The sequence below is a fragment of the Acinetobacter tianfuensis genome (assembly GCF_003611465.1).
Taxonomy (GTDB): domain Bacteria; phylum Pseudomonadota; class Gammaproteobacteria; order Pseudomonadales; family Moraxellaceae; genus Acinetobacter; species Acinetobacter tianfuensis.
In genome coordinates this window covers 18,500-42,424 of record NZ_RAXV01000035.1, presented here as the reverse complement: position 1 = coordinate 42,424, position 23,925 = coordinate 18,500, and the positions used below count along the sequence as shown (strand labels likewise).

At 41.7% G+C, this 23,925-nt stretch carries 21 protein-coding genes; 8 read left to right on the top strand and 13 right to left on the bottom strand.

The genetic code is table 11. The annotated features are described in order from the left end of the window. The first annotated feature begins 30 nt into the window (after positions 1-30). The 3 genes from D7V32_RS14070 (at position 31) to rapA (ending at position 4,487) form a co-directional block, all read left to right on the top strand. Entirely contained in the window at positions 31-735 is a 705-nt protein-coding gene (locus D7V32_RS14070) for a phosphopantetheine-binding protein (RefSeq protein WP_120403470.1), read from the top strand. Positions 736-867: 132 nt separating this feature from the next. Beyond that, positions 868-1,512, top strand: a complete 645-nt coding sequence (locus D7V32_RS14065) for an RluA family pseudouridine synthase (protein WP_120403469.1) — start codon at positions 868-870, stop codon at positions 1,510-1,512. A gap of 137 nt (positions 1,513-1,649) precedes the next feature. After that, entirely contained in the window at positions 1,650-4,487 is a 2,838-nt protein-coding gene (rapA, locus tag D7V32_RS14060; RefSeq protein WP_120403468.1) for an RNA polymerase-associated protein RapA, read from the top strand. 70 nt (positions 4,488-4,557) lie between these two features. On the opposite strand, the gene D7V32_RS14055 is transcribed toward rapA, so the two are convergent. Then, a complete protein-coding gene (locus D7V32_RS14055; protein ID WP_120403467.1) occupies positions 4,558-4,953 on the bottom strand; it encodes a hypothetical protein in 396 nt (131 codons plus the stop codon). 8 nt (positions 4,954-4,961) lie between these two features. Continuing rightward, positions 4,962-5,252, bottom strand: a complete 291-nt coding sequence (locus tag D7V32_RS14050) for a hypothetical protein (RefSeq protein WP_120403466.1) — start codon at positions 5,250-5,252, stop codon at positions 4,962-4,964. Between the two features lie 985 nt (positions 5,253-6,237). Here D7V32_RS14050 and D7V32_RS14045 point away from each other — a divergent pair. Next, positions 6,238-7,065, top strand: a complete 828-nt coding sequence (locus D7V32_RS14045) for an alpha/beta hydrolase (RefSeq protein ID WP_120403475.1) — start codon at positions 6,238-6,240, stop codon at positions 7,063-7,065. 187 nt (positions 7,066-7,252) lie between these two features. Here the strand turns inward: D7V32_RS14045 and D7V32_RS14040 are convergent, their stop codons facing one another. The 4 genes from D7V32_RS14040 to D7V32_RS14025 form a co-directional block, all read right to left on the bottom strand. Continuing rightward, positions 7,253-9,631 carry a fimbria/pilus outer membrane usher protein gene (locus D7V32_RS14040; RefSeq protein WP_120403465.1) on the bottom strand — a complete coding sequence of 793 codons (2,379 nt, stop codon included), beginning with the start codon at positions 9,629-9,631 and terminating at the stop codon, positions 7,253-7,255. After that, entirely contained in the window at positions 9,631-10,305 is a 675-nt protein-coding gene (locus D7V32_RS14035) for a fimbrial biogenesis chaperone (protein WP_228200222.1), read from the bottom strand. Before D7V32_RS14035 ends, D7V32_RS14040 begins: the two co-directional genes overlap by 1 nt. A 270-nt stretch (positions 10,306-10,575) precedes the next feature. Then, complete coding sequence (locus D7V32_RS14030) at positions 10,576-11,061, bottom strand: spore coat protein U domain-containing protein (RefSeq protein ID WP_120403463.1); 486 nt, start codon at positions 11,059-11,061, stop codon at positions 10,576-10,578. Between the two features lie 179 nt (positions 11,062-11,240). Then, positions 11,241-11,729 carry a hypothetical protein gene (locus tag D7V32_RS14025; protein WP_120403462.1) on the bottom strand — a complete coding sequence of 163 codons (489 nt, stop codon included), beginning with the start codon at positions 11,727-11,729 and terminating at the stop codon, positions 11,241-11,243. A gap of 384 nt (positions 11,730-12,113) precedes the next feature. On the opposite strand from D7V32_RS14025, the gene D7V32_RS14020 reads away from it, so the two are divergent. Further along, on the top strand, positions 12,114-12,794 hold the full coding sequence (locus D7V32_RS14020; RefSeq protein WP_120403461.1) for a response regulator transcription factor: 681 nt from the start codon (positions 12,114-12,116) through the stop codon (positions 12,792-12,794). An 89-nt stretch (positions 12,795-12,883) separates the two neighbouring features. Here D7V32_RS14020 and D7V32_RS14015 read toward each other — a convergent pair whose 3' ends face one another. The 5 genes from D7V32_RS14015 to D7V32_RS13990 all read right to left on the bottom strand — a co-directional run bounded on the left by D7V32_RS14015 (position 12,884) and on the right by D7V32_RS13990 (position 18,337). Then, positions 12,884-13,672, bottom strand: a complete 789-nt coding sequence (locus D7V32_RS14015; RefSeq protein WP_120403460.1) for an rRNA large subunit pseudouridine synthase E — start codon at positions 13,670-13,672, stop codon at positions 12,884-12,886. Positions 13,673-14,086: 414 nt separating this feature from the next. Then, complete coding sequence (locus tag D7V32_RS14005; protein WP_120403458.1) at positions 14,087-14,755, bottom strand: hypothetical protein; 669 nt, start codon at positions 14,753-14,755, stop codon at positions 14,087-14,089. Further along, entirely contained in the window at positions 14,755-14,955 is a 201-nt protein-coding gene (locus tag D7V32_RS14000; protein WP_120403457.1) for a hypothetical protein, read from the bottom strand. Before D7V32_RS14000 ends, D7V32_RS14005 begins: the two co-directional genes overlap by 1 nt. A gap of 555 nt (positions 14,956-15,510) precedes the next feature. Further along, complete coding sequence (locus D7V32_RS13995; protein WP_213072554.1) at positions 15,511-16,683, bottom strand: YbfB/YjiJ family MFS transporter; 1,173 nt, start codon at positions 16,681-16,683, stop codon at positions 15,511-15,513. Positions 16,684-16,906: 223 nt separating this feature from the next. Beyond that, positions 16,907-18,337 carry a pyridoxal phosphate-dependent aminotransferase gene (locus tag D7V32_RS13990; protein WP_120403455.1) on the bottom strand — a complete coding sequence of 477 codons (1,431 nt, stop codon included), beginning with the start codon at positions 18,335-18,337 and terminating at the stop codon, positions 16,907-16,909. A 228-nt stretch (positions 18,338-18,565) separates the two neighbouring features. On the opposite strand from D7V32_RS13990, the gene msrB reads away from it, so the two are divergent. From msrB to D7V32_RS13975, 3 genes are all read left to right on the top strand, one after another. Next, on the top strand, positions 18,566-18,985 hold the full coding sequence (gene msrB / locus D7V32_RS13985; RefSeq protein WP_120403454.1) for a peptide-methionine (R)-S-oxide reductase MsrB: 420 nt from the start codon (positions 18,566-18,568) through the stop codon (positions 18,983-18,985). Beyond that, positions 18,982-19,473, top strand: a complete 492-nt coding sequence (locus D7V32_RS13980; protein WP_120403453.1) for a glutathione peroxidase — start codon at positions 18,982-18,984, stop codon at positions 19,471-19,473. The genes msrB and D7V32_RS13980 overlap by 4 nt, the downstream gene beginning before the upstream one ends. 74 nt (positions 19,474-19,547) lie before the next feature. Further along, positions 19,548-19,988, top strand: a complete 441-nt coding sequence (locus tag D7V32_RS13975; RefSeq protein WP_147394228.1) for a hypothetical protein — start codon at positions 19,548-19,550, stop codon at positions 19,986-19,988. Positions 19,989-20,060: 72 nt separating this feature from the next. Here the strand turns inward: D7V32_RS13975 and dapC are convergent, their stop codons facing one another. Both dapC and glnD read right to left on the bottom strand, forming a co-directional pair. Continuing rightward, the gene (dapC, locus tag D7V32_RS13970) at positions 20,061-21,230 is read right to left on the bottom strand and encodes a succinyldiaminopimelate transaminase (protein WP_120403451.1); all 1,170 of its coding nucleotides are present in this window, start codon (positions 21,228-21,230) and stop codon (positions 20,061-20,063) included. A 24-nt stretch (positions 21,231-21,254) separates the two neighbouring features. Beyond that, positions 21,255-23,921: a [protein-PII] uridylyltransferase gene (glnD, locus tag D7V32_RS13965; protein ID WP_120403450.1), complete on the bottom strand. Its 2,667-nt coding sequence runs from the start codon at positions 23,919-23,921 to the stop codon at positions 21,255-21,257. Between the last annotated feature and the right edge of the window lie 4 nt (positions 23,922-23,925).

Genomic DNA, 23,925 nt, shown 5'->3' with positions numbered 1-23,925 from the left:
TTCTAACGTGAGTATTGTGCCGAGCCTCCTATGCTTTACGCTATGCCCAAAAAAATCCAATTTGCACCATCTCAATCGAAATGGCAGCTGTCATCTGAGCAGTCTGTATTGGTATTAGTAGGACTGCAAAACTTACGTATGCAGCAGGGCGTACAAGATACACAATTAATGGAAAATATTATCCAGCTGACCAATAAAGCCAAAGCCTTAGAGATTCCAATTGTTGATTTATATGGTGATGATTTGCTTCAAGGCATGCAGCAGCTCGGTGAATATGCAACTACACATCCGCAGCTGATCTTTGCCGGGCAAATAACGCCTATGCTGAAACAGATTTTGCCGCATCTATACAGCGTAACTGAACAAATCTGTGTGATAGACGATGCAGTTGTGCTGAATACTCAGGAACAGCATATTCAATGGGTGGATGCAATTTCAGAGCAAGGCATTCATCATATGAATAGCTACAGTTTAATGCGGCTTTGGAATCTATCAGCGCCTGCAGAATTTGTTTTATCGGCAAAAGGCATATTATTAGCAATTGCAGAACAGCTGGATATGGATGCCTTAGAAATTGATCCATTAACCGATTTACGCAGCTATGGCTTAGACTCTGTGGCCATGGTCAGTCTAGTTGGACTATGGCGTGCCAATGGTGCAAATATTACCTATGAAAGTTTTTGGCAGCATGCAACTGCAGCCGAATTGCTGCAAATTTTGATGCCTGAAAATTAAATTTCAGCAAATCGAAAATATTTTTTTATAAAATAGGAAAAATCATCACCAATTCAGACTTTGCGCATTGTAATTCTTGCTTAAGCTTTCTATCATTGCGCCCTTGTTTTCGCGATTGGCCTGGATTGAACATTGAATAATTTTCTAGCAGAACATTTGATTCATCGTGATGAAGATTTTATGGTGATACATAAGCCTGCAGGCTTGCTCACAGTACCAGGAAAAACTGCAGATTTGCAGGACTGTCTAATCAATCGCTTACTCCAAGCAGAACCAAGAACTTTGCTGATTCACCGCTTAGACCGCGATACATCAGGCATCTTGGTTTTTGCACTTTCTAAATTGGGTCAAAACCGCATCTCCCGTCAGTTCCAAGAACGTCAGACCTCCAAAACATATCAAGCTATTGTGGCAGGCCATTTGCATGGTGAAGGCACTGTAGATGTCCCTGTGATTTACGATCCAGAGCATCCGCCTTTGCATATTGCTGCGCCATCACACAATAAGCCCGCATTAACGTACTGGAAAGCTGCTGAACAATTTGAAATTGACGGCTCTCCTGTGACGCGGATGATCTTGACTCCAATTACAGGGCGTTCGCATCAGCTTCGGGTGCACATGCAGTATTTAGGTCATCCAATCATTGGGGATACCCTATATGCAAGCCCTGAACAGCAGGCGCTGTCTGCTCGTTTATGCCTGCATGCAGCGCAATTAAGCTTTAAACATCCTAAAACTGAGCAAGACGTTGAGTTTAATTGTCCTGTGCCGTTTTAATGTCTGAAAAATATCGGTTATTTCGCTCACATTTTAGTGGGCTTTATGTCAAAATATATTGCTAAGAGATGCATTTTTTTGCTCAAATAAACTTCAATGTTTGGGTCTCAAAATCGCAGTCCTAACTCTAGATAAAGGTGGAAAAATTGCAGCAGTTTGCTATTGGTCAGCGTTGGTTATCTGATACAGAAACAGAGCTTGGTTTAGGTGTCCTTATTGACGTTGACGAACGTTCAATCAGCATTTTATTTCCAAAAAGCGATGAAACCCGTGTATATGCACGCAATAATGCCCCTTTGTCCCGTATTGTTTTTAATGCTGGCGATGAGCTGCAAGACCAAGAGGGTGCAGCTTGGACAGTAGAATCTGTTGAAGACCGCAACGGTGTGCTGCGTTATAACGTGATCCGCACTTTAGAAGACGGCACAGAAGAGCGTAAAGCGCTGAATGAAACACGTATTGGCGCCAATATTCAGCTGTCTAAACCTTTAGACCGTCTGCTTGCCAGCCAAGTAGACTACAAAGAATGGTATGACTTACGTATTGAAGCTTTGCTCATGCAAGCGAATATGAAAGCGAGCCCATTGCGCGGTTTAGTTGGTTCTCGTGTGGGCCTGATTCCGCATCAGTTATATATTGCACACGAAGTTGGTAAGCGTTTTGCACCGCGTGTATTGTTAGCCGATGAAGTTGGCTTGGGTAAAACCATTGAAGCGGGTCTGATTATTCATCAGCAGCTGAAAACAGGCCGCTCTGAACGCATTTTAGTTTTAGTCCCAGATTCACTGCAATATCAGTGGATGATTGAAATGCGCCGCCGTTTCAATCTTGAGTTCTCTTTATTTGATTTGACCCGTACAGCTTCAATTAAAGAACATGATCCCGATTTAAATCCATTCTTGACAGAGCAGCGTATCATCGCATCTGTCGATTTGATGATTGACCATGATGACTTGCGTGAACAGGCGCTTGAAGCTGGTTTTGACTTGCTGGTGGTCGATGAAGCGCATCATTTGATGTGGAGCGAAGAGGAAGGCGGCAATGACCGTTATGACCTGATTGAAGAGCTGGCACAGCAAACGGCTGGTGTATTGCTGTTAACAGCAACACCAGAGCAGTTGGGTGTAGAAAGCCATTTTGCGCGTTTACGTCTGCTGGATCCTTCACGTTTTAACTCGCTTGACCGTTTCTTAGATGAAGAAGAGCAATATCAGCAGACTGCAAAAATTGCAGAAGTGCTGATGTCTGATATGCCGCTTGAAGCTGCGCATTTAGAGGCAGTCGAAGTGCTGTTAGGCCAGCGTATTGAAGATACGCCTGAGCAGCGTTTCCGCGCGATTCATGAAATTTTAGACCGTCATGGCACGGGCCGTATTTTATTCCGCAATACACGTGAAGCAATTCAGGGTTTCCCAGGCCGTGACTGCCAGCCAGCACCATTGCCCGCGCCGGAAAACTGGTCTAAAGACGGTAAGCTGCGTGAGCAAATGTGGCCAGAAGAAGCGCAATTAGATGGCGCTTGGATGGAACATGATCCGCGTCTGATGTGGCTGATGGAAAAGCTGCGCACAGAATTGAAGCACAATAAAGTGTTGCTTATCGCACGCAGCGGTCCAGTGGTTGAAGCGCTGGAAAATGTACTTCGCCTGCATGCGGGGATCCGTACAGCAATGTTCCATGAAGGCATGAGTTTGCTTGAGCGTGACCAAGCTGCAGCTTACTTTGCTGAAGAGTCATATGGCGCGCAAATTTTACTGTGTTCAGAAATTGGTTCTGAAGGCCGTAACTTCCAATTTGCCTCTGACCTCGTGTTATTTGACTTGCCGGCGAACCCAGACGTTTTAGAGCAGCGTATTGGCCGTTTAGACCGTATTGGCCAAGAAAACCGTATTCAAATTCATGTGCCTTATTTAGTGGGTACTGCGCAAGAGCGTATGTTCCGCTGGTATAACGAAGCACTGAATATTTTCTGCAATATTTCACCTACAGCGCAAACGCTGCAAGAAAACTTCATTGTAAACTTAAAAGATTGTTTGCTGACTGATATGGGGCAGCAGTTTGAAGATTTGCTTGAAGAAGTGTCTGTACAGCGTGAAGCTTTGGAAGCTGAGCTGCAAGCTGGCCGTGACCGTCTGCTTGAATACAACTCATGCCGTCCAGTTGTGGCGCAGGAAATTGTACAGGCTTTAGAAAGCTATGATGACAACACGACTTTGCCAATGTTCATGAAGCGCTTTATGGCGTCTACAAATATTGACTTTGACGAGCAAAGCAACGGTACAGTCATTATTAAGCCGACGGATCAAATGCAGGTGCAAGGCCTGACATTGGATGAAGAAGGCATGACAGCAACGTTCTACCGTGACCAAGCGCAGTTGCGTGAAGATGCGCAGTACTTGACGCTAGAGCATCCATTCACAGAAAGCGTGATGGAAATGATCAATACGCAAGGTTTCGGCAGCACCAACGTTGCTGTATTGAAATCCGCTGCATTGCAGCAAGGTTCAGTGCTGATAGAAGTTTGGTTTAAGGTGGATGTCATTGCGCCGAAAGCATTGAACTTGCCGTCAAGCTTGCCGCAGCAGCTGGTACGTGTGCTGTTAAGTGAAAAAGGTCAGGATTTATCGCAAAAAATTGCACCTGAAATTTTGAAGCCGTATTTACATCATTTAGATGGCAATAGCTGCCGCCAAGTGGTTAAAGCGCGCCGTGATGTGATTGAAGGCCGTTATAACCAAGCGTTGGAAATTGCAAAAGCTGCATTGCCGGGCTTTAAGCAACAGGCAAAAGAAGTGTATGGCGGAAAATGGCAGTATGAAATTGACCGCTTAACTTACTTGAAGCAATTTAACCCAAGCATTCGTGAAGACGAAATTGCACGTTTGCAAAAACTGCAAAAAGAGGGGTTAAGCTTGCTTGATGGCTTATCGGTTACGCCAGAAGCGATTCAAGTGATGGTTGTTGTTAAACCATAAAATAGAATGATCTAATGAAAAAAGCACCTTCGGGTGCTTTTTTCTGCAAAGCCGTTACTGCAAGTCTAGCTTAATCGAACGGTTCAATCATGTAGGTATTCAGCAAGTGCTGCACGGAATACTCTAAGCTTTCGTCTTCTGTATCAATGACAAAAAACTTTTCAGCAAGTAGCTGAAACATAGGGTGGGGTGTGCGCAGGCGGATATGAATATGATGCTGCGCCTGCAGCTGTTCAGGTTTGACATGCCTAAGCAGCGGCTGTTCTAAAACGGCGGCACAGCAGGCTAAGTGTGGCAGCGCGGCTAATACTAAATCGGCTTCTGCATCTGAAGCCACAATAATTTCGGGTTCGTATAAGCGAATCTGATGTGCCAGCGCCTTGATTTGAAGTTCTAAGGGCTGATACAGGTCTAAAGAAATATGCCTTTCAGATTCGGCTGCATTAAACGTATCGATAAAACGCATTGTTCGTCTCAGTGAGCGAACTGCATAAAGTGCTGCCAGATTTTTTCAGCGCTTGCTGTAGCGCGCTGCGGATTAGGATTAAGGTCTAAATAGTCACGTTCTATACGTACAAGGTAGGCCGCAATTTTGTGTGCAGAAGCATTTTCCTCTTCCGCCAATATATCTAAAATACCGTCGATATAGCTGTCATAAGTGTTTTGGGCCTCTGATGGATTATCCAGCGCCATGGGATTCCAGTCGCGAACAAGTGTGTCGTAAATGTTTAAAATAAACTCTTCTGGATTTGTGCTATTGCTCATGTTGTCCCTCTTATTATCATGACAGCGCTCACGCTTTTTATTGGCTAAGTGTAATTATGCAGAGATACTGCAAACTGAAAAATTCACTCGGTTTATCAATGTACAGTAAATATATGGTTAATGCGACTGAATGATTGCAGTTCGTTCATGCTATCTGTCTGTAAAATACAGCTTTATTTTATTTCGTAGATTTACATTTGAAGTGCATCACCATGCTGTCGCCATAATACCTGACGCTGACTTTTAAGGCCGAATCTTTTTCTTGACTGATGATTCAAGCGTTGAGTGATGTCTGAAACATATGCATTTGTATCGTTATTTAAATCACAGCCTTTTTCATTTGTACTGCATTGCCAAGCACTATATAAGAATCAGCGAAATACCAGTCTATATCTAATTCTATTGCAGTATGCTCATGCAAACTGAACTCCTCAGCTTAATCTGCTGTCATTGTTTTTAGCTGATTTTAACCAGATTCAATAGGTTGATTGCGGCTTGGCAAACCTCTACAGCCTTGCGTGAGTTGTTTTTTTCAGCTAAAGATAATCCATTTTCCGATCTGCAATAGACACCAAAGATTTCTGTGTTTCTTGCCTGCACTCGTATCTGTTTTCAGATCACTAAACTGAGCCTGAAGCTCAATTTCTATGAGCCGACCATGAATGCTTTTGCAGTTGCTCTGCTGGCCGAGGATTGTGCAAGAGCTTTCCGCTTTGTTTTATTCTGCTCTATGAAGCGGCAGGTTCAATACAGGCTGACTGAAGCATAAGAAGTGATTGGTTTGAGATTTCATTGAATATCAAGATGCGAGATGACATGTATCCAATTGCTTTCTTCCAATAAGTTAATCTCTGCTGCACTTTATTTGAGAGCCTCAGATATAAAAATGCACTTTAGGGTACTTTTTTATGAGCTGAACAAGGCTATACTTCATTCGCTGAAAGAGCAGAAAATTGAAACAGAAAAACTGAAAATGGATATCAGAATGTCTGGAATAAAAACAGAGAAAACCCCGCTTCATTTTACTCACGCAAATGGTATTCCTGGCGACAGCTATCAAAAATTTTTCGGATTTCTGAAAGATGATTTTGATCTGAAATATATTCCGCTGATTGGCATGCACCCAGATTATCCTGTCACACATGACTGGAGGTTTCTTGTAGATCAGGTTATACATGATATAGAGCACCAATTTTCAGGCAAAAAGGTTGTTGGTCTTGGTCATTCATTTGGTTCACTGCTGACCTTAATGTGTGCCTACAAACGTCCAGAGCTGTTTTCACAGCTGGTGATTATGGACCCGCCATTTGTGGTGAGCAAAAAATCAATACTGTTACAGTGTGCACAGAAACTTAAGCTGAAGGCTGTAGATAAACTGACGCCAGCGGGTATTACGCTGAAACGCACTGATTTCTGGGAAAGCAAAGAGCAGGCTTATCGCTCCATGCGCAATAACAGTTTATTCCGTAATTTTGATGAAACCTGTTTTCAGGATTTTATTCAGTCAGGGCTTGTTCCTGCACAGTCGGGCGACGGAGTGACGCTGCGAATACCGAAAAATATGGAAGCTGAAATTTTCAGAACCGTGCCAGCATGGTGGTGGCGGACACCAGGCAAAGCTCCTGTGCCGCCAGTGCATTTAATTACCGCAGACAGCAGTCCCTTTTATAAGCAGGGCTTTCCGCAGAATGTACAGAAAATTTATAAAATTGATTACAGCCTGGTGAAAGGCGGGCATATGTTCCCGCTGGAGCAGCCTGAAAAAACAGCATTGCTGGTGAAGAATATTATAGAAATGCAGAGAGCAGAGTAAAAGCAGGGAACAGAATTTTGGGATAAGCGACTTTCGATCAGGTCATTTTTGAATGAAATTCGGTTTGCAATTTTGTGACATATATTCAGTTTTCCTCCTGCCTGAATCTGATAAGAACAGGAAGGAGGGAAAAGAAAGGCTCTTTAAATTGTGCCCATCTTCATGGGCATGGCTAAATTGATCTAAATTACTGACAGATCAGCGTTACAGGCTTGTCAGTCTGCGTTTCAGCATTCAGATTAAATTCACTCTTACAGACAAAATCTTCAGTCTGGATTTCAATAGGGTAGTATTTGTCGGTTAAACCAAAAACGGTGATCATCTCATTACTGCCAACAGGATATTTTGCACCCTGTTCAGAAATAAAGTTGACAATGCTGCCTTTTTTAATTGATTGCTGATTTGAATCTATAAATCTGAAACTGACATCACGGTTTTTTTGCTGTTCTGGCAGTTTAAACTCAATGATGTAACCACGTTGATTCATGGGGGTAATACTGCGATAAGTTTCATTGATATTGCGTTCTACAGATAATTGATCTTCATTGAAACCAATAGTGTTTTGAGCATATCCATGCAAGTTGTAGCTGAAGATTTCCCCGTTTTTATCAGTCTTGCCAATAACAGAACCATTACTGTAAATATCTATATCTGGTGAACCTTCAATACGGATCAGGGAGAAACTGTTATAAATGTACTTACTCAAGTCAAATCTGTTCCCCAGCCAGACCAGTGAACCCATATAGTTTGCTGAATAGTACTGACAGTTGTCGGTTTGCAGATACTGCAGACCAAGTTCTCCCACATTTGTTTTCATGCGTGTGGACAGGTTTCCTGAATACACATCATCTGAACGGCTTGCTCCAATGCTGTAGTCCATGCCTGTATTTTCATAGGTGCTGTGACTGAACTGCAGACTGGTTTCATGTTCATCACGCTGAGAAAAGCTCGCTGATTTTCTGCTGTCGTTAAATGTATAGCTCAGCATAAGGTCAAAACTTGCATTGTCCTTGCTTACAGCATCGTAAGAAATGCCAAGACTGCCATACAGCCCACGAGCTATATGTCTGCTTGTTCTTAAGTTGAAAATTTTCTGATCGGTTTGTGTGGCCGGTCTGTAATTTCGTTCAACATAGCTTAAAGAAAGATTGTTCAGCACTGGAATGTTATATTTTGACAGGTAGACCTGATGTTCCTGTTTAGGCAGATACCCTGTTGTGTAGTCATCGAGGCCCAGCATGCGGAAGTCTTCGCTATAGTACTGTGAACGCAGACCTATGCTGTAATCCTGTAAATCGCGTTTGAATTCTGCATTGACGGTATAGCCATCCAGTCCCCAGTCATCTACACGGCTGTATGCAGAATTGATTTCCAGTAAACCCATTTTATACAGATACTGACTCCACAGCAGCCCGGCGCTTTCCAGTGATTTACTGTAGTCAGCAACGGCGCCTAGCGTGGTGTATTTACTGATACCGTGCCGGACATAAGCGCTGCTAAACCAGTTGCGGTAGTCTTCGTCGTCAAAAGCATAGTTATAACGCAGTTTACCTGCTGACAGGTTGTAGTCTGTGAGGCCTGGACGCAGCAGACGCTGATTCACAAAAATATCCATGCTCTGAACTTTGGTGTTGCCCAGCACATCTTTAACAATTACGTCAGCACTGCCCAGTCCATTAAAACCAATATTACTGTCTATACTGAACTGTCCTGGGTTGACTCTGCCACTATATGCCTGTGCACCATTAATAATTAAGTCAACACTGGATTGAGTGAGGGCACTGCCCTGGATGGAAGGCGTGTTCCAGTAAGTAAAACCTGATCTGCCAGTGAAATTGGTGCCGAAGCTTAAGCCACCGAAGTAAAAGGATTGATTCAGTCCTGTATAGGTACTGATGTTATCTCCCAGTTTCAGAGTGGTCATGTTTTCAGGAAACTCAAAACTTAAAGATGTGTTTAAGCGGCTACTCTGAAAACCGGAGTCTTGATTGTTTTCATAGTCTTTCTGGAATAGATGTCCACTGTTGAACAGCATGTTCTTCCAGAAAATGTTCAGGTCTGTAGATGCACTCAGCTGCTTGTTGTAATCGCCATCCTGAAAATAGGTATTGTAGTTTATAAAACCCCCAAGACCAGGGAATTCCAGTTTTGGTGCCTGTAGCGTCTGTAACTTCTGACCTTGCAGGTATTGAGCGGGTATGCTGAGTTTCAGCAGTTGTGATTTTTCATCGACTTCAATACCAATATCAGGACGGTCAATTAAGCAGTACTGAATATTTTTGTCGTTCAGGAAAGAAAATACAGAAATATTGACAAAACCGGCTTTCAGGATGGCACATTCAACGAAGAGCTGATTCTTTTTTTTAAGAACCAGAGCATCCTGTTTAAGGTCTATACCGTTGATCCAGAGTCCAGTGATCATATTTTCAGTACCCGAAGAATTTTCAGAGTTAAGCTGAGTTGGAATAGTCGGTTCGGCAGCAATGGCAGCGCTCTGAAAGCAGCACACAAACAGCAGTACAACGGAAGGCGCGATGACTGTGTTTTTTAATTTTCGAATGACCATTACTGTTCCTCCACAATGTCAAAACTCAAGGTTCTTGAGTCAGGTGTTTTTGTGACCAGTTTCAGCGGAGTACCAGCAGGTACAGTAAAATTTTTCAGGTTAAACTGAGCTTGCTTATGCGGCAGCACATACTTAAGTTCGTTACTGCTGTAGAGTGTTTTGCCTGTAGTGTTTTGCACTGTAAATTCAGCAATCTGGAAATGTGCTGTTCCAGCATTTTTTGCCAGCAGAACAGGTTCATGCTGCGCATTTTTTGTCAGTTTAAATGACATATCGGGCTGAAAACCGTTGCCTGCAAACAATGGAATATTAAAGCCATAGGCAAATCTGACCCCTTGAGCTTTTTCTGCATCTGGAAGAGGATTAAAAACCACTCTCCAGGCGGCTTCTTCTTTTAATTGCATGGCTGAAACAGGTTGTGTGAAGCCCATGCGAATCATACGTCGTGTATCCGCTTCAAGCACAAAAGACTGTGGATTGACCATCAGCTCTGTATCAGGTGTTAATACATCCTGACCTGAAGCATCCTGAGTCCATCGGAACACACTGACTTCGTAACTTTTGGATTTCTCATCACTGCTTGAAATCAGATGTGTTGTAGTACTGCGCTGTCCCTTGTCGCCGCTGATAAATAACTTGACTGGGAAAATAGATATATTTGCATGAGCAGGCATATTGAACAGGCATGCGGACGCTAAAAGTAAACTAAAGTGTTTACTATATTTGGAGTGCATAAAATTTCCCCAGACGTTATTCACGTTAAAAACGACAGAATCAATGGTGATAAAACTAAAAATGGCAGCTGTTTTTCATAAAATATTGTTTATAAAAATATTTGATGTATTTGTGCCGGCAGCCTAAGCCGGAGCTGAAAAGGAAATGCTTCCAGTTCAGCTTGAGCAAAGCCGGATTTCATGAAGTCCTAAAAATACCGGGATTAAAAATCAGTAATTCATGTTAATGGTGACAGTATCTTTATATTCACCAGCCAGATAATTGGGTGTTGTTAACCCAGATGCAAGTTTTGCTGAAAGTATATATTTGTCATCAGTGGTTGAAGCTTGAGCTGGTACAGTTGAAGGAGTGCCATTGACTACAACAGGAGTTCTTCCTCCTGTTACACTGATATTGTAAGGGATGGTGGAGCTGGTATTGTCTTTATGTCTTACCACTGAAGTATTTGCCCCTGTACTATTGGCAGATTTTATGTCCAGCATATAAGCGACATTGCATTTGATGCTGAAATCTGCATCAACATTGGTGCCATCCACCGGTAAGGTTTTGTTGATGACAGGTGTGGTACTGCTTAAAGTACAGCTGGGTGGAATAGTCAGTGTGTAGTTGACAGTTACGCTTTGGTTTGCAGCATAAGTACAGAATGCAGAACTGCTGAGTAGTAAAGCGCTGGACAGTTTGAGTAAAGAATTCATAAATTTTGAATTTCCTGATGTGAGTAAAAAATATATTTAAAGGTAATGGAGTATAGGGTTTAGTTTAAAATTGAATGGTTTTTTATAAATAACCCAAAGTAGGTATTTAAAAAAATGAAGAAACTTTTTTTTCAATAAATAAGGATCAGTTTTAATAAACTGTAGGAACGATATATAAGTCAGAAGGTATTCACGCTGAATATCATGGATGTATGGTATGTACCTGGAAGATAATTCTGCAGATTGTCAAAATTAGATATTGATATTTGCGTATACAGCTCTAAATTTTTTGAAGCGGATGAGCTGCCAAAATAGGTGTCGAAATTATATGTTCCACTTGATGCTGATGTGCTTGCTCCAGCAACAGGATAAGTTCCATCCCAAGTCCCACCCATACGATTATTAAAACCTACTGGAATGTATGTGTCTGGTTTGTTGTTTAAATAAAAAGCACCGTATTGTCCATTTTTATTTAACCATTCGAAACTTGGGCGAACCCGTTGGGTGCAATTTTTAAAATTTACTTTAGTCGTTATTACACCAGTATTACCCTGGCGCAGGTTAACAGTTCCTGTATTACCCGAAACAGTACATAATGGAGCAGCATAGGCTGAGTTAAATATACTGAACAGGCAAATGCTGCCAATGAGAGCGATGTGTTTTTTCATTGATCAAAGTCCAGAATTGTTTGCTTCAATGTATTCATTTTGAATTTAAGGTACATACCTACTTTTAGGTATTTATCCGCATATACTTTGATCATGGAATTTAGATTTATGTAATACCAAACTTTAAGTATGGCAGTGAGTTTTATTGAGCAGATGTTAAACATTAGAGTGTCTAAAACTCTGAATACAATGCAAAAAGTAGGGATCTTTCTGCGGTAAAACCAAACGAATTTGGATGTTTACAATAGGATATCTGTCACAGATTTATCTATTTATGATTCTTGATTAAAAAAAATATTTAAAAAATAACCAATTACAGTGATAGTTTTAATAGGCCTAAAAATTAAAAATTAAAAATTAAAAAGGTTGATTGGATGATAAAAAGTGCTCAATTTAAATTGCAGCTTACTCAAACCGATGCTTGTTCTAGAGGATGACCCTGTTCATCAGTTGAGAATTGCAAAAATACTAGAAAAAATAGGCTATATGGAGAATGATATATTTTTTGCTCAAACAATTGCGTTTGCAAAAAATATTTGCCAATCAAATTCCGTGGAGTTTATGTTGGTAGATTTAAGTCTGCCTGATGGCAACGGCATAGATTTTATTCAAAATATTCGGGATGAGAGAGCAAGTAAAATACCAATTATGGTGCTTTCTTCATGGAATACGCTCGAGGTTATTTATCAGGCCTTGCATGTCGGCGCAACAGGCTATGTTTTGAAAGAAAAAGATGATTTTGAATTGATGTTTTCTATACAGGCAATTTTGAAAGGCGGTGCGATCATTGATCCTTTTATTGCAAAAAAGATATTAAGAGAATTTAAAAAACAGGATATGGAGGATCAAATTTTTGAAATAAATAAACTCAGTCCTTTATCCTCAAGAGAGGCTGAAGTGCTTTCATGTGTTGCTGCGGGCATGAGTAATCTAGAAATCGCCGCGGACTTATGTATTTCCAAATTTACAGTACAAGTTCATATAAAGAATATTTATCAAAAACTGGAAGTGAATTCGCGTATGAAGGCGGTGCAGGCCGCAAAAAAAATGAGAGTTTTGCAATAAGTTTTTATCTGTTGTGTAAGCTTATTTTGAAATCTAGAAAAATAATAAAAAAGCCCACCAGAGTGAGCTTTTTAAATTATATGCAGATATTAACGGCCATTTCGTCCGCGGCCGCGAGGCGCTTTAGTGTTAGGGCGAGTCGTACCGTTGGTACGGCGCTTTGGTTTCTCACTGTCATCCATTTGCCAAATACGTTTAGTACCTGATTTTTTCACAGAACCATCTTTATTTTTACGGACCATTGGCTTACCGCCAGTACCGCCTGGTTTTTTCACATAAGAACGCGAACGATAAGGTTCTTCAGCAGGTATATTTTGGAAGTCAGGGTAAAGCAGAGGTTCAATTTCTTTGGTATCACCCGGCCGTAAGCCGAGCTGCACTAAGTCAATAGCACCAATACGTGTACGGATTAAACGCAAAGTAGGGAAGCCTACAGCGGCAGTCATACGGCGTACTTGACGGTTGCGGCCTTCACAAATTTGAATTTCAATCCAAGAGGTTGGTACAGATGCACGGAAGCGTACAGGAGGATCTCGATCCCATAGCCATTCAGGCTGTTCAACTTTGATCGCTTTGGCTGGCAATGTCATGCCATCTTTCAGTTCAACCCCTTTACGCAGCTGTTCAAGCGCTTCCTCAGTGACATCACCTTCGACTTGAACCAAATAAGTTTTGTATTTCTTATTTGCAGGGTTAGTGATGTACTGGTTTAAGCCGCCATGATCGGTCAAAAACACTAAGCCTTCAGAATCCATATCCAAGCGACCAGCTAGACGTAATGTCGGGTCATCTACGAAGTCAGACATCGTCATGTGTGCTTCGTCTTTACGGAATTGGGAGAGCACGTCATAGGGCTTATTTAGAATAACAATTTTCATCTAAAGGTACTGATAAATAAAGAGAATATTTGGAGTGGCTGCTATATTACCCGCATCGTTACCCATTTATCTCAAAGTGGCAGCGGAAAGGCATGAAAAAGCCCACTGGTTTGCGGACTATTGTATCAGGTTTGAGATTTATATTCTTCAACCTTATTTTTCACATATGACTTATGCCAAAACTCATCTTTTTCAGATTGATGAATTGGCTGCTTAATTTCGCCTGACTTGATAAGAGCATAGAATTTTGTGCGTCGAATCGGTATGAAGCAGAAATGGTGACAGAAAATAGGACGCTGATGGATCAAGGATGGATGTGAAATACGGGTTGGCAGCGTTGCATGTGCGGTATGGGTTTATCTCTTTTGATAAGATAAAAAAACCAGCTTTAGGCTGGTTAGTTTGGTCATACATTTAGGGCTTGTAATTATCTAAGATTGACTTCCTGCCATCAGGGGTTGTTTCTATCTCATACATTGTTTCATAAGTTTGTTTATCTTCAGCAGATTTTGAGTCTGCAAGCTGTCTTAATTTAGATTTATATTCAGTTTTATTGGCGTGAAGCAGACTTGCATAGTATGCCCATTCTGTTTGATCGTAATAAGGATCATCTTTAGTCATATTATCTAACTGTTTTTTATATAAATTGGCACTGTATAAATAACAGCCTTCAATCTCATTTTTAGGTTTCTTTAAAACTTCAATGAGTAAACATTGAAAATTTTTCATGTTAGCTGTTTCTTTTATTGCTAAAATTTTATTTGTAATAGCATAGGCTTCAGCATAATTACCAAGTCTCATATTGATATTTAGTGAAAGATTATTTCGTTCTTTCTCTGAGTTAATTTGAGAAATTTTAGGAAGAATGTCTTTTAGCTTCTGATTGATATTTTGGGGGGCTGGCTCATGTTGAGATTTAATGAATATCTGATTGTATTCATTTATAATTTCTTTACTTTCTTGAGAGAGTTTGGCATCAGTTCTGGCTGTTGAGCTTTGTGTGCGGGTTTCTGTTTCACTTGAACTGTTACAAGCTGTGAGAGGAAGGATGAAGAGTAATAATGGGAATACTATTTTTTTCATTAGTTTATACGCTTAGCTGCTGAATTTAGTTTAAAAGTATATTTTTTATATGGAGGAATAGGAGTTGCATATCCCACACTGTCCGCTGGTTTTACTGTGTATCCCAATGTTAATTCAGCCTCAACGAGTTGCAGGTTTGGTTCCGGTAAGGTGATATTGCAATTTCCATGTGGCGCTTTCTTTTTATCAGTACTCCACATTCCTTTGCCTACGGTTATTTGGCAGTCCTTAAAACTTTTCCTTCACGACTAACTTTTACATTGCCGTAAGGTAGAATCGTTGCGCTCTCAGATAACGGATAAGCATTAATTGAGACACTGATAAATAAATTTTTGTCATTTAAAACGTAGTTTAAAAAATAACTGACCGGGTAATCCCCCCTAAAAATAAAAGGATCTAAAAGTAGAATTTTCTCTTAAGATACAAGCAGGAGATTCTGCATGAATACATCGGTAGAGTTTTGAGGGATATAATAATTTATATATTTCTCTTTTTCTGCATTAAAGGCATTATTTGGATTGTTGGAATTCGAGTGACTAATTTGCATATCTCAGAGCACGAAGTGTAATAATAACTAAAATACTCATGATTAAATAGAGGATATATTCGGAAATCCCGCTTGAAGGATTATTGGGCAAATAGTAGTGAAGAATAAATATAATTACAGCAATAGCAATGATATAAGTCATTTATTTATCCTCAGCCCAAAATACTTTTGAAAACCGTCAGCTCTTATATATCATTATAGGGCAAATTTATTGTGCAGCATGCTGGACTTTGCGCTTGCTAATCCAAAACAGCTGCAGCGTTCCTGCAAGCAGCACCATAGCTGCAATACTAAACTGTTGATGATAATTTACGCCCAAATGCTGTAATGCGCTAAAACTCAGCCCGCCAATCAGCTGTATGGCGGCAAAGCTTAATGTCGCAATACTCCACAGTTTTTTATAAGCCGTGCCATAAAGCTGCAAAATGGTATAGGAGGTTAAAAATACAACTGCAGGATTCAGCAAGCCAGTAAGGAAGGATGAAAGAAAGGTAAAGATAGCATTATGGCTGAAAACGGCGCTAAAAATGGCCACTACATAAATGCTGTATAGCAGTTTTAGGGTCTGAATATTGCCAAGTTTTTGCGCTAAGCAATACGCGCTGAATGCACCTAAAGCACTGCCTAAACCATATAAAATCCAGTTTAGATTCATCCAGAATAAATCTAATTTCAGCACCTGCGTTAAATAATCAATCCAGAAGAGAGAGTGCGGCACATAGGCAAATGCACTGCAGCCATAGACAAAAATGAGGCTGAAATACATCAGGTTCAATGTAACTTTGTTGGTGTGCTGAATAGGCTGCGCACAGAGCAAGGGCTTAAGTGTTTTTAAGAAATGGCTTAGGCAGAGGCTGATGATAAGAGCAAATGCAGTTAAAATCAGCCAAGCGCTCTGAATGGAAATCTGGTCTAAGTAAGGCAGAAAAAGTGTGGCGAGCAATACGCCAATACCAATGCCGCTAAAGCCGATAAAATTGATTTTAAAACGGTCCTTCAGCTCTGAGCATTGAGCTACAATACTGGGCGCTAAAATCATGATTAAGCCGCCGCTGATTCCTGAAATGACCCGCCAAACAATATACCACTGGGCTGCAAATTCAGAGAAAGCGCAGCTTAGCAGGCTCAGCATGCCTGCAAATGCTGCCAGTTGAATATAGACAGCCATTGTGCGGCTTTGCGGTAATTTCATGGCCCAAAACGCGCCAATTAAATAGCCTAATAAGTTTGCGCTGCCCAGTATGCTGGCAAATTGTGCTGTCCAGCCAAAAGCTTCACGGGTAGAAGGCAGCAGCGCTGTATATGAGAAACGCAAAATACCAATACCTAAGCACATGCAAAGGCATAAAAATAGGCTTAATAAGGTACGTGAAGCAGGCATTCATTGTTCAGCATTTTTATAATCGGTCAAAAATTAACATGGCTGATTTTTTATTAACAGTCATAAGTCCTAAGTTTTTGAGGATTTAAACTAAAGTCTAAGCGCATTAAATAATGAGTTGGGCAGAGCTGTGGAAATGATGCGTCATTGTGTATTGGGTCAGATATGTCTGATACAGCTAAAAAAACCGTACAAAGGCACGGTTTTTTTAGCTGTATTCAGATTAACGCATTTTTGCCAAGAAGCGACCTAAACGGCTAATTGCCTCACGGAGTTCATTTTCTGCAGGCAAGAACACCACACGGAAATGATCTGGTGTAGGCCAGTTAAAGCCTGTGCCTTGTACCAGCAATACTTTTTCTGCTTTTAGGAAATCCAGCATGAATTTTTCATCATCCTGAATTGGATAGATTTCAGGATCCAGTTTGGGGAAGCAGTACATTGCGCCTTCAGGCTTCACGCATGAAACACCAGGGATGTCATTCAGCATTTCCCAAGCAATATTGCGCTGTTCGTATAGGCGGCCGCCTGGGCGAATTAAATCATTAATCGATTGATAGCCGCCTAATGCAGTTTGAATGGCATATTGCGCTTGATGGTTGGCGCATAGGCGCATAGATGCAAGCATGTCCAAACCTTCAATGTAATCTAGAGCGCGTGACTTGTCGCCTGTAATCGCCATCCAGCCTGAACGGTAACCCGCAATACGGTAGGCTTTAGACAAGCCATTAAATGAAATACACAATTGGTCACCAGCAAGCGCAGCGACAGAAACGTGTTCGATACCGTCATATACGATTTTGTCGTAAATTTCGTCTGCAAAAAGAATTAAATCGTATTTTTTAGCCAAAGCGACGATTTGCTCTAAAACATGGCGCGGGTAAACAGCGCCCGTCGGATTGTTCGGATTGATAATCACAATACCGCGGGTATTTGGCGTGATTTTGCTTTCCATATCTGCAATGTCAGGATACCAGTGGTTCTCTTCGTCGCATTTGTAATGAATTGCATTGCCGCCAGACAGGTTAACTGCAGCTGTCCAAAGCGGATAATCAGGCATCGGCACCAGCATTTCATCACCGTCATCCAGTAAGCCTTGCATTGCCATAACAATCAGTTCAGAAACACCATTGCCGACATATACATCATTGACATGCATATTTAAGATGCCTTTTTGCTGGTAATATTGGCAAATGGCTTTACGTGCAGGAAAAATACCTTTTGAGTCGGTGTAGCCGACTGCATTCGGCAGGTTTAAAGCAACATCATTAATAATTTCTTGCGGCGCTTCAAAGCCGAATGGCGCTGGGTTGCCAATATTCAGCTTAATAATTTTATGTCCCGCTTCTTCCATCTCGTTGGCCGCTCGCAACACTGGCCCGCGAATGTCGTAGCATACATGCTCGAGCTTAGACGATTTCTTAATTTCGCGTGGGGTGAGGATAGTGTTCGGCATTTTAATATTCTCGGAAAGAGTGGGGGTTACTTTTGCATAGCGGTATAAATAACTTTTAAATGTCTCTGTTGTTACTAAATCGAGATGATGTTCATCTTTAAGTAAAGCAACTATTTTTTCATGCGTAAACCCTGCCTGCTGATATTGTTTAATTACCGGCAGCAGATTTTTAAAAATCACGCTCTTTTTCTGCGACATTTTTTAATCCTGAGCAAGAGTTGGCTTAAGCCTATCACTAAATTTGCTTACAAAAAAGCATTAAATTTAAAATTTGCTTACGTGCGGGTTTTTATTTGCTTACTTTTTGCTTTTCTGGACATTATATATCTTTTGTAATTTGTAGAATAAACACTAGAATTTTAAGATTGAATGACGTAAATATAGGATTATCCTATTTTAAATAGCACAATATAAAGGGACGTCACTATGGGAAAACTCAATAAAACAGATAGAGAGTGGCAAAGAGAGCTGTCGCCAGAAGAGTTTCGCATTACGCGTCAAAAGGGCACGGAGCCTGCTTTTACTGGTAAATATTGGAATACGAAGCAAGAGGGTGTATATGTCTGCCGCTGCTGCGGTGAACCTTTATTTACATCTGAATCAAAATTTGACAGCGGCTGCGGCTGGCCGAGCTTTACCCGCCCTGTAAATGGCATGGTTATTGAAGAGCATCAGGACACGACACACGGTATGGTCAGAACTGAAATTGTTTGTCATCATTGTGACGCACATTTAGGGCATGTTTTTCCTGATGGCCCAGAGCCGACAGGTTTGCGCTATTGCGTAAATTCGGCTTCCTTAGACCTAAAAACACAAGAAAAAAATGATGAGGAAACATATCCATGACAAGCATTTATCAGTTTGAAGCAGAATTGTTAGATGGAAAAATAAAATCGTTTGCCGACTATGAGGGCAAGGTGCTTTTAATTGTAAATACCGCAAGTAAATGCGGTTTTACGCCGCAGTTTGCTGGACTGGAAAAATTGTATCAGGATTATAAAGATCAGGGGCTGCTGGTGCTGGGTTTTCCATGCAACCAGTTTGGCGGTCAAGACCCAGGTTCAAATGATCAGATCGGTTCATTTTGCCAAAAAAACTATGGGGTTGATTTCCCCATGTTTGCTAAGGTTAATGTGAAAGGCCCAGAGGCTCATGTGATTTTCCGCTACTTAACCAATAATTCCAAGGGTATTTTAGGGAATGGCATTAAGTGGAACTTTACTAAGTTTCTTATTGGTAGAGATGGAACGGTGATTAACCGCTACGCACCGACAACTAAACCTGAAGACTTGCAGGCTGATATTGAAAAGGCCTTGGGAGCAGCTTTGGTGTAACTGTGCAAGATGCGTCATTATCAAAAGTAAAGGCGCGAATAGCGCCTTTACTTTTTCTGAGGGAGTAGAGGTTTGTGAGTAAAAGGCAGTCTGCGGCAGTATTGATTTTATTTAGCATGATTTCACCTGCAGCATTGGCAGGTGTGCAGGACGATGAGCTTTTGAAGCTGCTGAAAACACCTGTCGCTGAATATAAACTGGATACAGCGCCTTATGTGATAGATCCTAAAATTGCTAAACGGCAGTATGAAGTCACTTGGCGGATTGCGCCGTATTTTAAAGTAAATGCCGAAGATTACCGTGCATACCGCCAGCCGATTAAAGTGGAAATGACCGTCGAGGCTGGCTCAGGGGTGATTCTGCAGTCGAAAACATTACGCAGTTCTGGTTCGGTACGTGTGGATCAAAAAGTGCATGATGCCTTGCAAAATGCTGTTTTACAGTCATTGCCGTTGGTGGAAAAAACGATGCGCTATACATTGGTTCATGAATTTAATTTAAACAGCCCATCGTGATTGAAACATTATTTCAAGTATAAAAAATGCCCTGATGATCAGGGCATTTTTTAGGTTTGCTGCTGTATAGTTTTATAAGATGGCTTTTAGGCGCTGAATTGCTTGTTCGCATTGCGCTAAGTCTGCGACTAAGGCAAGACGTACATGATTTTCACCTGGGTTGCCTTGTTGGGTTTCACGCGACAGGTAGCGGCCAGGAAGCACTTTAATATGCGCTTTTTCCATCAGCATTTTGGCAAAAGTTTCATCATTATCAACTTTAAGCCAGTAGTAGAAACCTGCATCCGGTTTTTTTAAAGGCAGTAAATGGCCTAATTCATTTTGGAATAATTCAAACTTAGCGCGGTATAAACGGCGGTTTTCTTCTACGTGAGTTTCATCGTCCCATGCTGCAATAGAGGCCAATTGATGCTGAACCGGCATTGCAGCGCCGTGATATGTACGGTATTGCAAATATGGTTTTAACAGCGCAGCATCGCCAGCAACGAAGCCAGAGCGCATACCCGGCAGATTAGAACGCTTAGACAATGAGTGGAAGACCACGCAGTTTTTGTAGTCATCACGTCCTATTTCAGCGCAAACCTCAAGTAAACCGGCAGGCGCATTTTCAAACCAAAGTTCTGAATAGCATTCATCGGATGCAATGACAAAACTATATTGATCAGATAGCGCAATCAGCTTTTTGAACTGTTCTTTAGACAGTACAGCGCCTGTTGGATTGCCCGGTGTACAGACAAACAGCAATGCTGTTTTTTCCCAAATTTCGGCAGGGACTGCATCAAAGTCGCCTAAATAGTTATTTTCTTCTGTGCAGTTAATGAAGTATGGTTTTGCGCCTGCAAGCAGCGCCGCACCTTCATAAATTTGATAGAACGGATTAGGCATCACAACATAAGGCGCATCTTCACGGTTTACCAAAGCTTGCACAAATGAAAAAATTGCTTCGCGTGTTCCTGAAACCGGCAAAATATTGCTATCCGCACTAATGCTATTCAGCTTAAAGCGCTGTGTCAGCCAGTTTGCAATGCTGCTGCGCAGTTCAGGCAGGCCTTTTGAGTTTGGATAAGTCGAAAGGTGCTGGAAGTTGTCAATAATTGCTTGTTTCACGAACTCAGGCGCTGCATGTTTTGGTTCGCCAATTGAAAGCGGAATCAAAGGTAAATCTGCAGGTTGAATATCCGTAAAAAGTTTATTTAGCTTTTCAAATGGATAAGGGTGCAATAAAGACAGACTTGAGTTCATGAAACGTTTACCGGTTAAATTAAGTTAGTGATGGCTGCAGACTTGGCTGGAGGCTTCATCAAGTGCAGATTTTAATTGTTCTGCAAATGTTTTTGCTTCAGCAAAATTCATAGGTTTGCCATCTTTTTTTGTCACAAAGAAAATATCTTCTGCACGTTCGCCTAAAGTGGCGATTTTTGCAGAGTGAATGTCTAGACCTTGCATCATAAATAAGCCGCCGACTTTCGCGAGCAGGCCAGGGTGGTCCAATGTCGCAATTTCGACCATGTTTTGCTGCAGGGCTTCATTCAGCGTTACAGTAACGGTGTTCTCAATGTCAAAGTGCCGCAATTGGCGTGGAATACGGCGCTGCATTAAGCCAGGGTATTTATCCGCCTGATTTAAAGCTTTAACCAAGGCTTCTTTTACAGTGTGTTCGCGTTCTGGGTCTGTCAAGAGGGTGCCAAAACGGTCAAGTACAACATAAGTGTCTAAGCTGAAAGCTTTCACCGCGGTAATAATGCGTGCATCTTGCACGTCTAAATTCATACGGTCTAAAACGGCAACAGTTGTTGCAAATAAGTTTGGCTGATCTTGAGTATAAATAAAGATTTGTACGGCATCTTGGGCAAATTTACGGTGTGCGCGCATCAGCACCAGCGGTTCGGGGTTATCGCCATGCTGTAAAATAGCGCGGGTATGCCATGCAATCTCATCGGCAGATTCTTTGATAAAATACTCATCTCCCAGTTCCTGCCAGACTTGTTCGACTTGATTTAATGCAAAATCCTCGACCAGCAGTTCGCTGGCTGCAAATTTAGTGTCTTCAATCAGCATTTGATAGTCTACTGGACGGTCAAGGCCTGAGCGGATGACATCACGCGCTTGGGTGTACAGCTGGCGCATAAGTGATGCGCGCCATGTATTCCAAAGTTTAGGGTTGGTCGCGTTAATATCTGCAACAGTAAGGGCGTATAGATAATCCAGATGCTCCATATCCCCCATGGTTTCTGCAAAGCATTTCACAACATCCGGGTCTGAAATATCTTTTTTCTGAGATGTTACAGACATGAGCAGGTGGCTTTTAACCAGCCATGCGACCATATTGGCTTCGCGTTCTGTAAAACCGTGCGTCAGGCAGAATTTGATCGCATCAGATGCGCCAAGTTCACTGTGGTCACCGCCTCGGCCTTTGGCAATATCATGGAAAATAGCAGCTAAATAGACAATATCACGGCGCGCTAAGCGCTGGAAAACTGAGCTGACTACAGGGAAATCTTTTGCAAACTCAGGCTCTTTAAAGCGGTTTAAATTGCGGATCAGCAGCAATGTGTGCGCATCTACAGTATAGATGTGGAAGAGGTCATATTGCATTAAACCAATGATTTGGCCAAAGGCGGGAATGTAATTGCCCAGCACGCCATAGCGCTTCATGGCAACTAAAGTGTCGTATAGGCGGTATGGCGAGCGGATAATAGCCATAAATAAAGCTTGATGCGCAGGATTATTGCGGAAGTCTTGATCTATGCGTTTAGCCGCTAAAGTCAGCAGGCGAAGCGTGCGTGCGCGGATGCCTTCGATTTCTGGGCGGTTGGCCAAAATATAGAAAATTTCTAAAATGGCGCTTGGGTTTTCAGAGAAAATTTTATGATGCTGTACAGCTAGTTTTCCGTCGACTAATTTGAAATTTTCGTTGATTTCTTCGATTTTACGTTCGTAGTTCGGTAAGCGCGGTGCAATGACAGATTCGTTAAAGTATGAGAGCAGCATTTCATTTAGGGTAGAAACTTGCTGCGCATTGCGGTAGTAGCGTTTCATGAACTGCTCAATTGGGTAATTTGGCGATTTATTTTCTTCGCGCTGATAACCGAATAAAGCAGCAATATCCCGCTGATAGTCAAACAGCAGACGATTTTCATCGCGTTTGGTTAAGCGGTGCAGGTGGTGGCGGATTTCCCAAAGAAAGCTTTCGGCTTCCTCAAGTACGCCCAATTCAAATTCGGAAATAAAACCTAGATGAACTAAATCATAAATACGGTTTACACGGAAATGGCGTTTGGCAATCCAGCCAATTTGATTAATGTCGCGAATGCCGCCGGGTGCATTTTTAATATCTGGTTCTAGGTTGCTTTCTGTGTGGTTGTGCTGCGCATAGCGTTTTTCCTGTTCGAGCATTTTTGCATCGTAAAAGGTTTTATCGGTCCATGTTTGAGACACAATGCGGCGGGGCCATTTTATGAGCTGCTGATTGCCGGTAATTAAGCGCGCTTCAATCAGCGCTGTTGCAACCGTTAAGTCGGCTGCGGCTTGAGCAACACAATCTGCGATAGTGCGTACGCTGATGCCGGGCTTGAAGTTGCCGACATCCCATAATGATGAAATAAAGGTGGAAATGAGTTTTTCTTGATCTGCCGTAATTTCTTCTTCCGCCAAAATCATAATGTCGACATCTGAATATGGCAGCATTTCACGGCGGCCGTAACCGCCTACGGCAAATAGGCCTAAATTACTGTTCTCCAGTTCAGCATGTTTCCATAGAAAAATCAGCGCCTCATCAATCATATTTGAGCGCGTTAAAATGATCTCGCGTATAGATAGACCCTGTTCAAAACTTTCCTGCAGCTGATTTTCAACATCGGTGCGCCATTGGTTAATTGCTTTAATATCGTGGCTGCTTTGAGCGTAATCGAGCAGTGGAAGAGTATTGATCATGAAC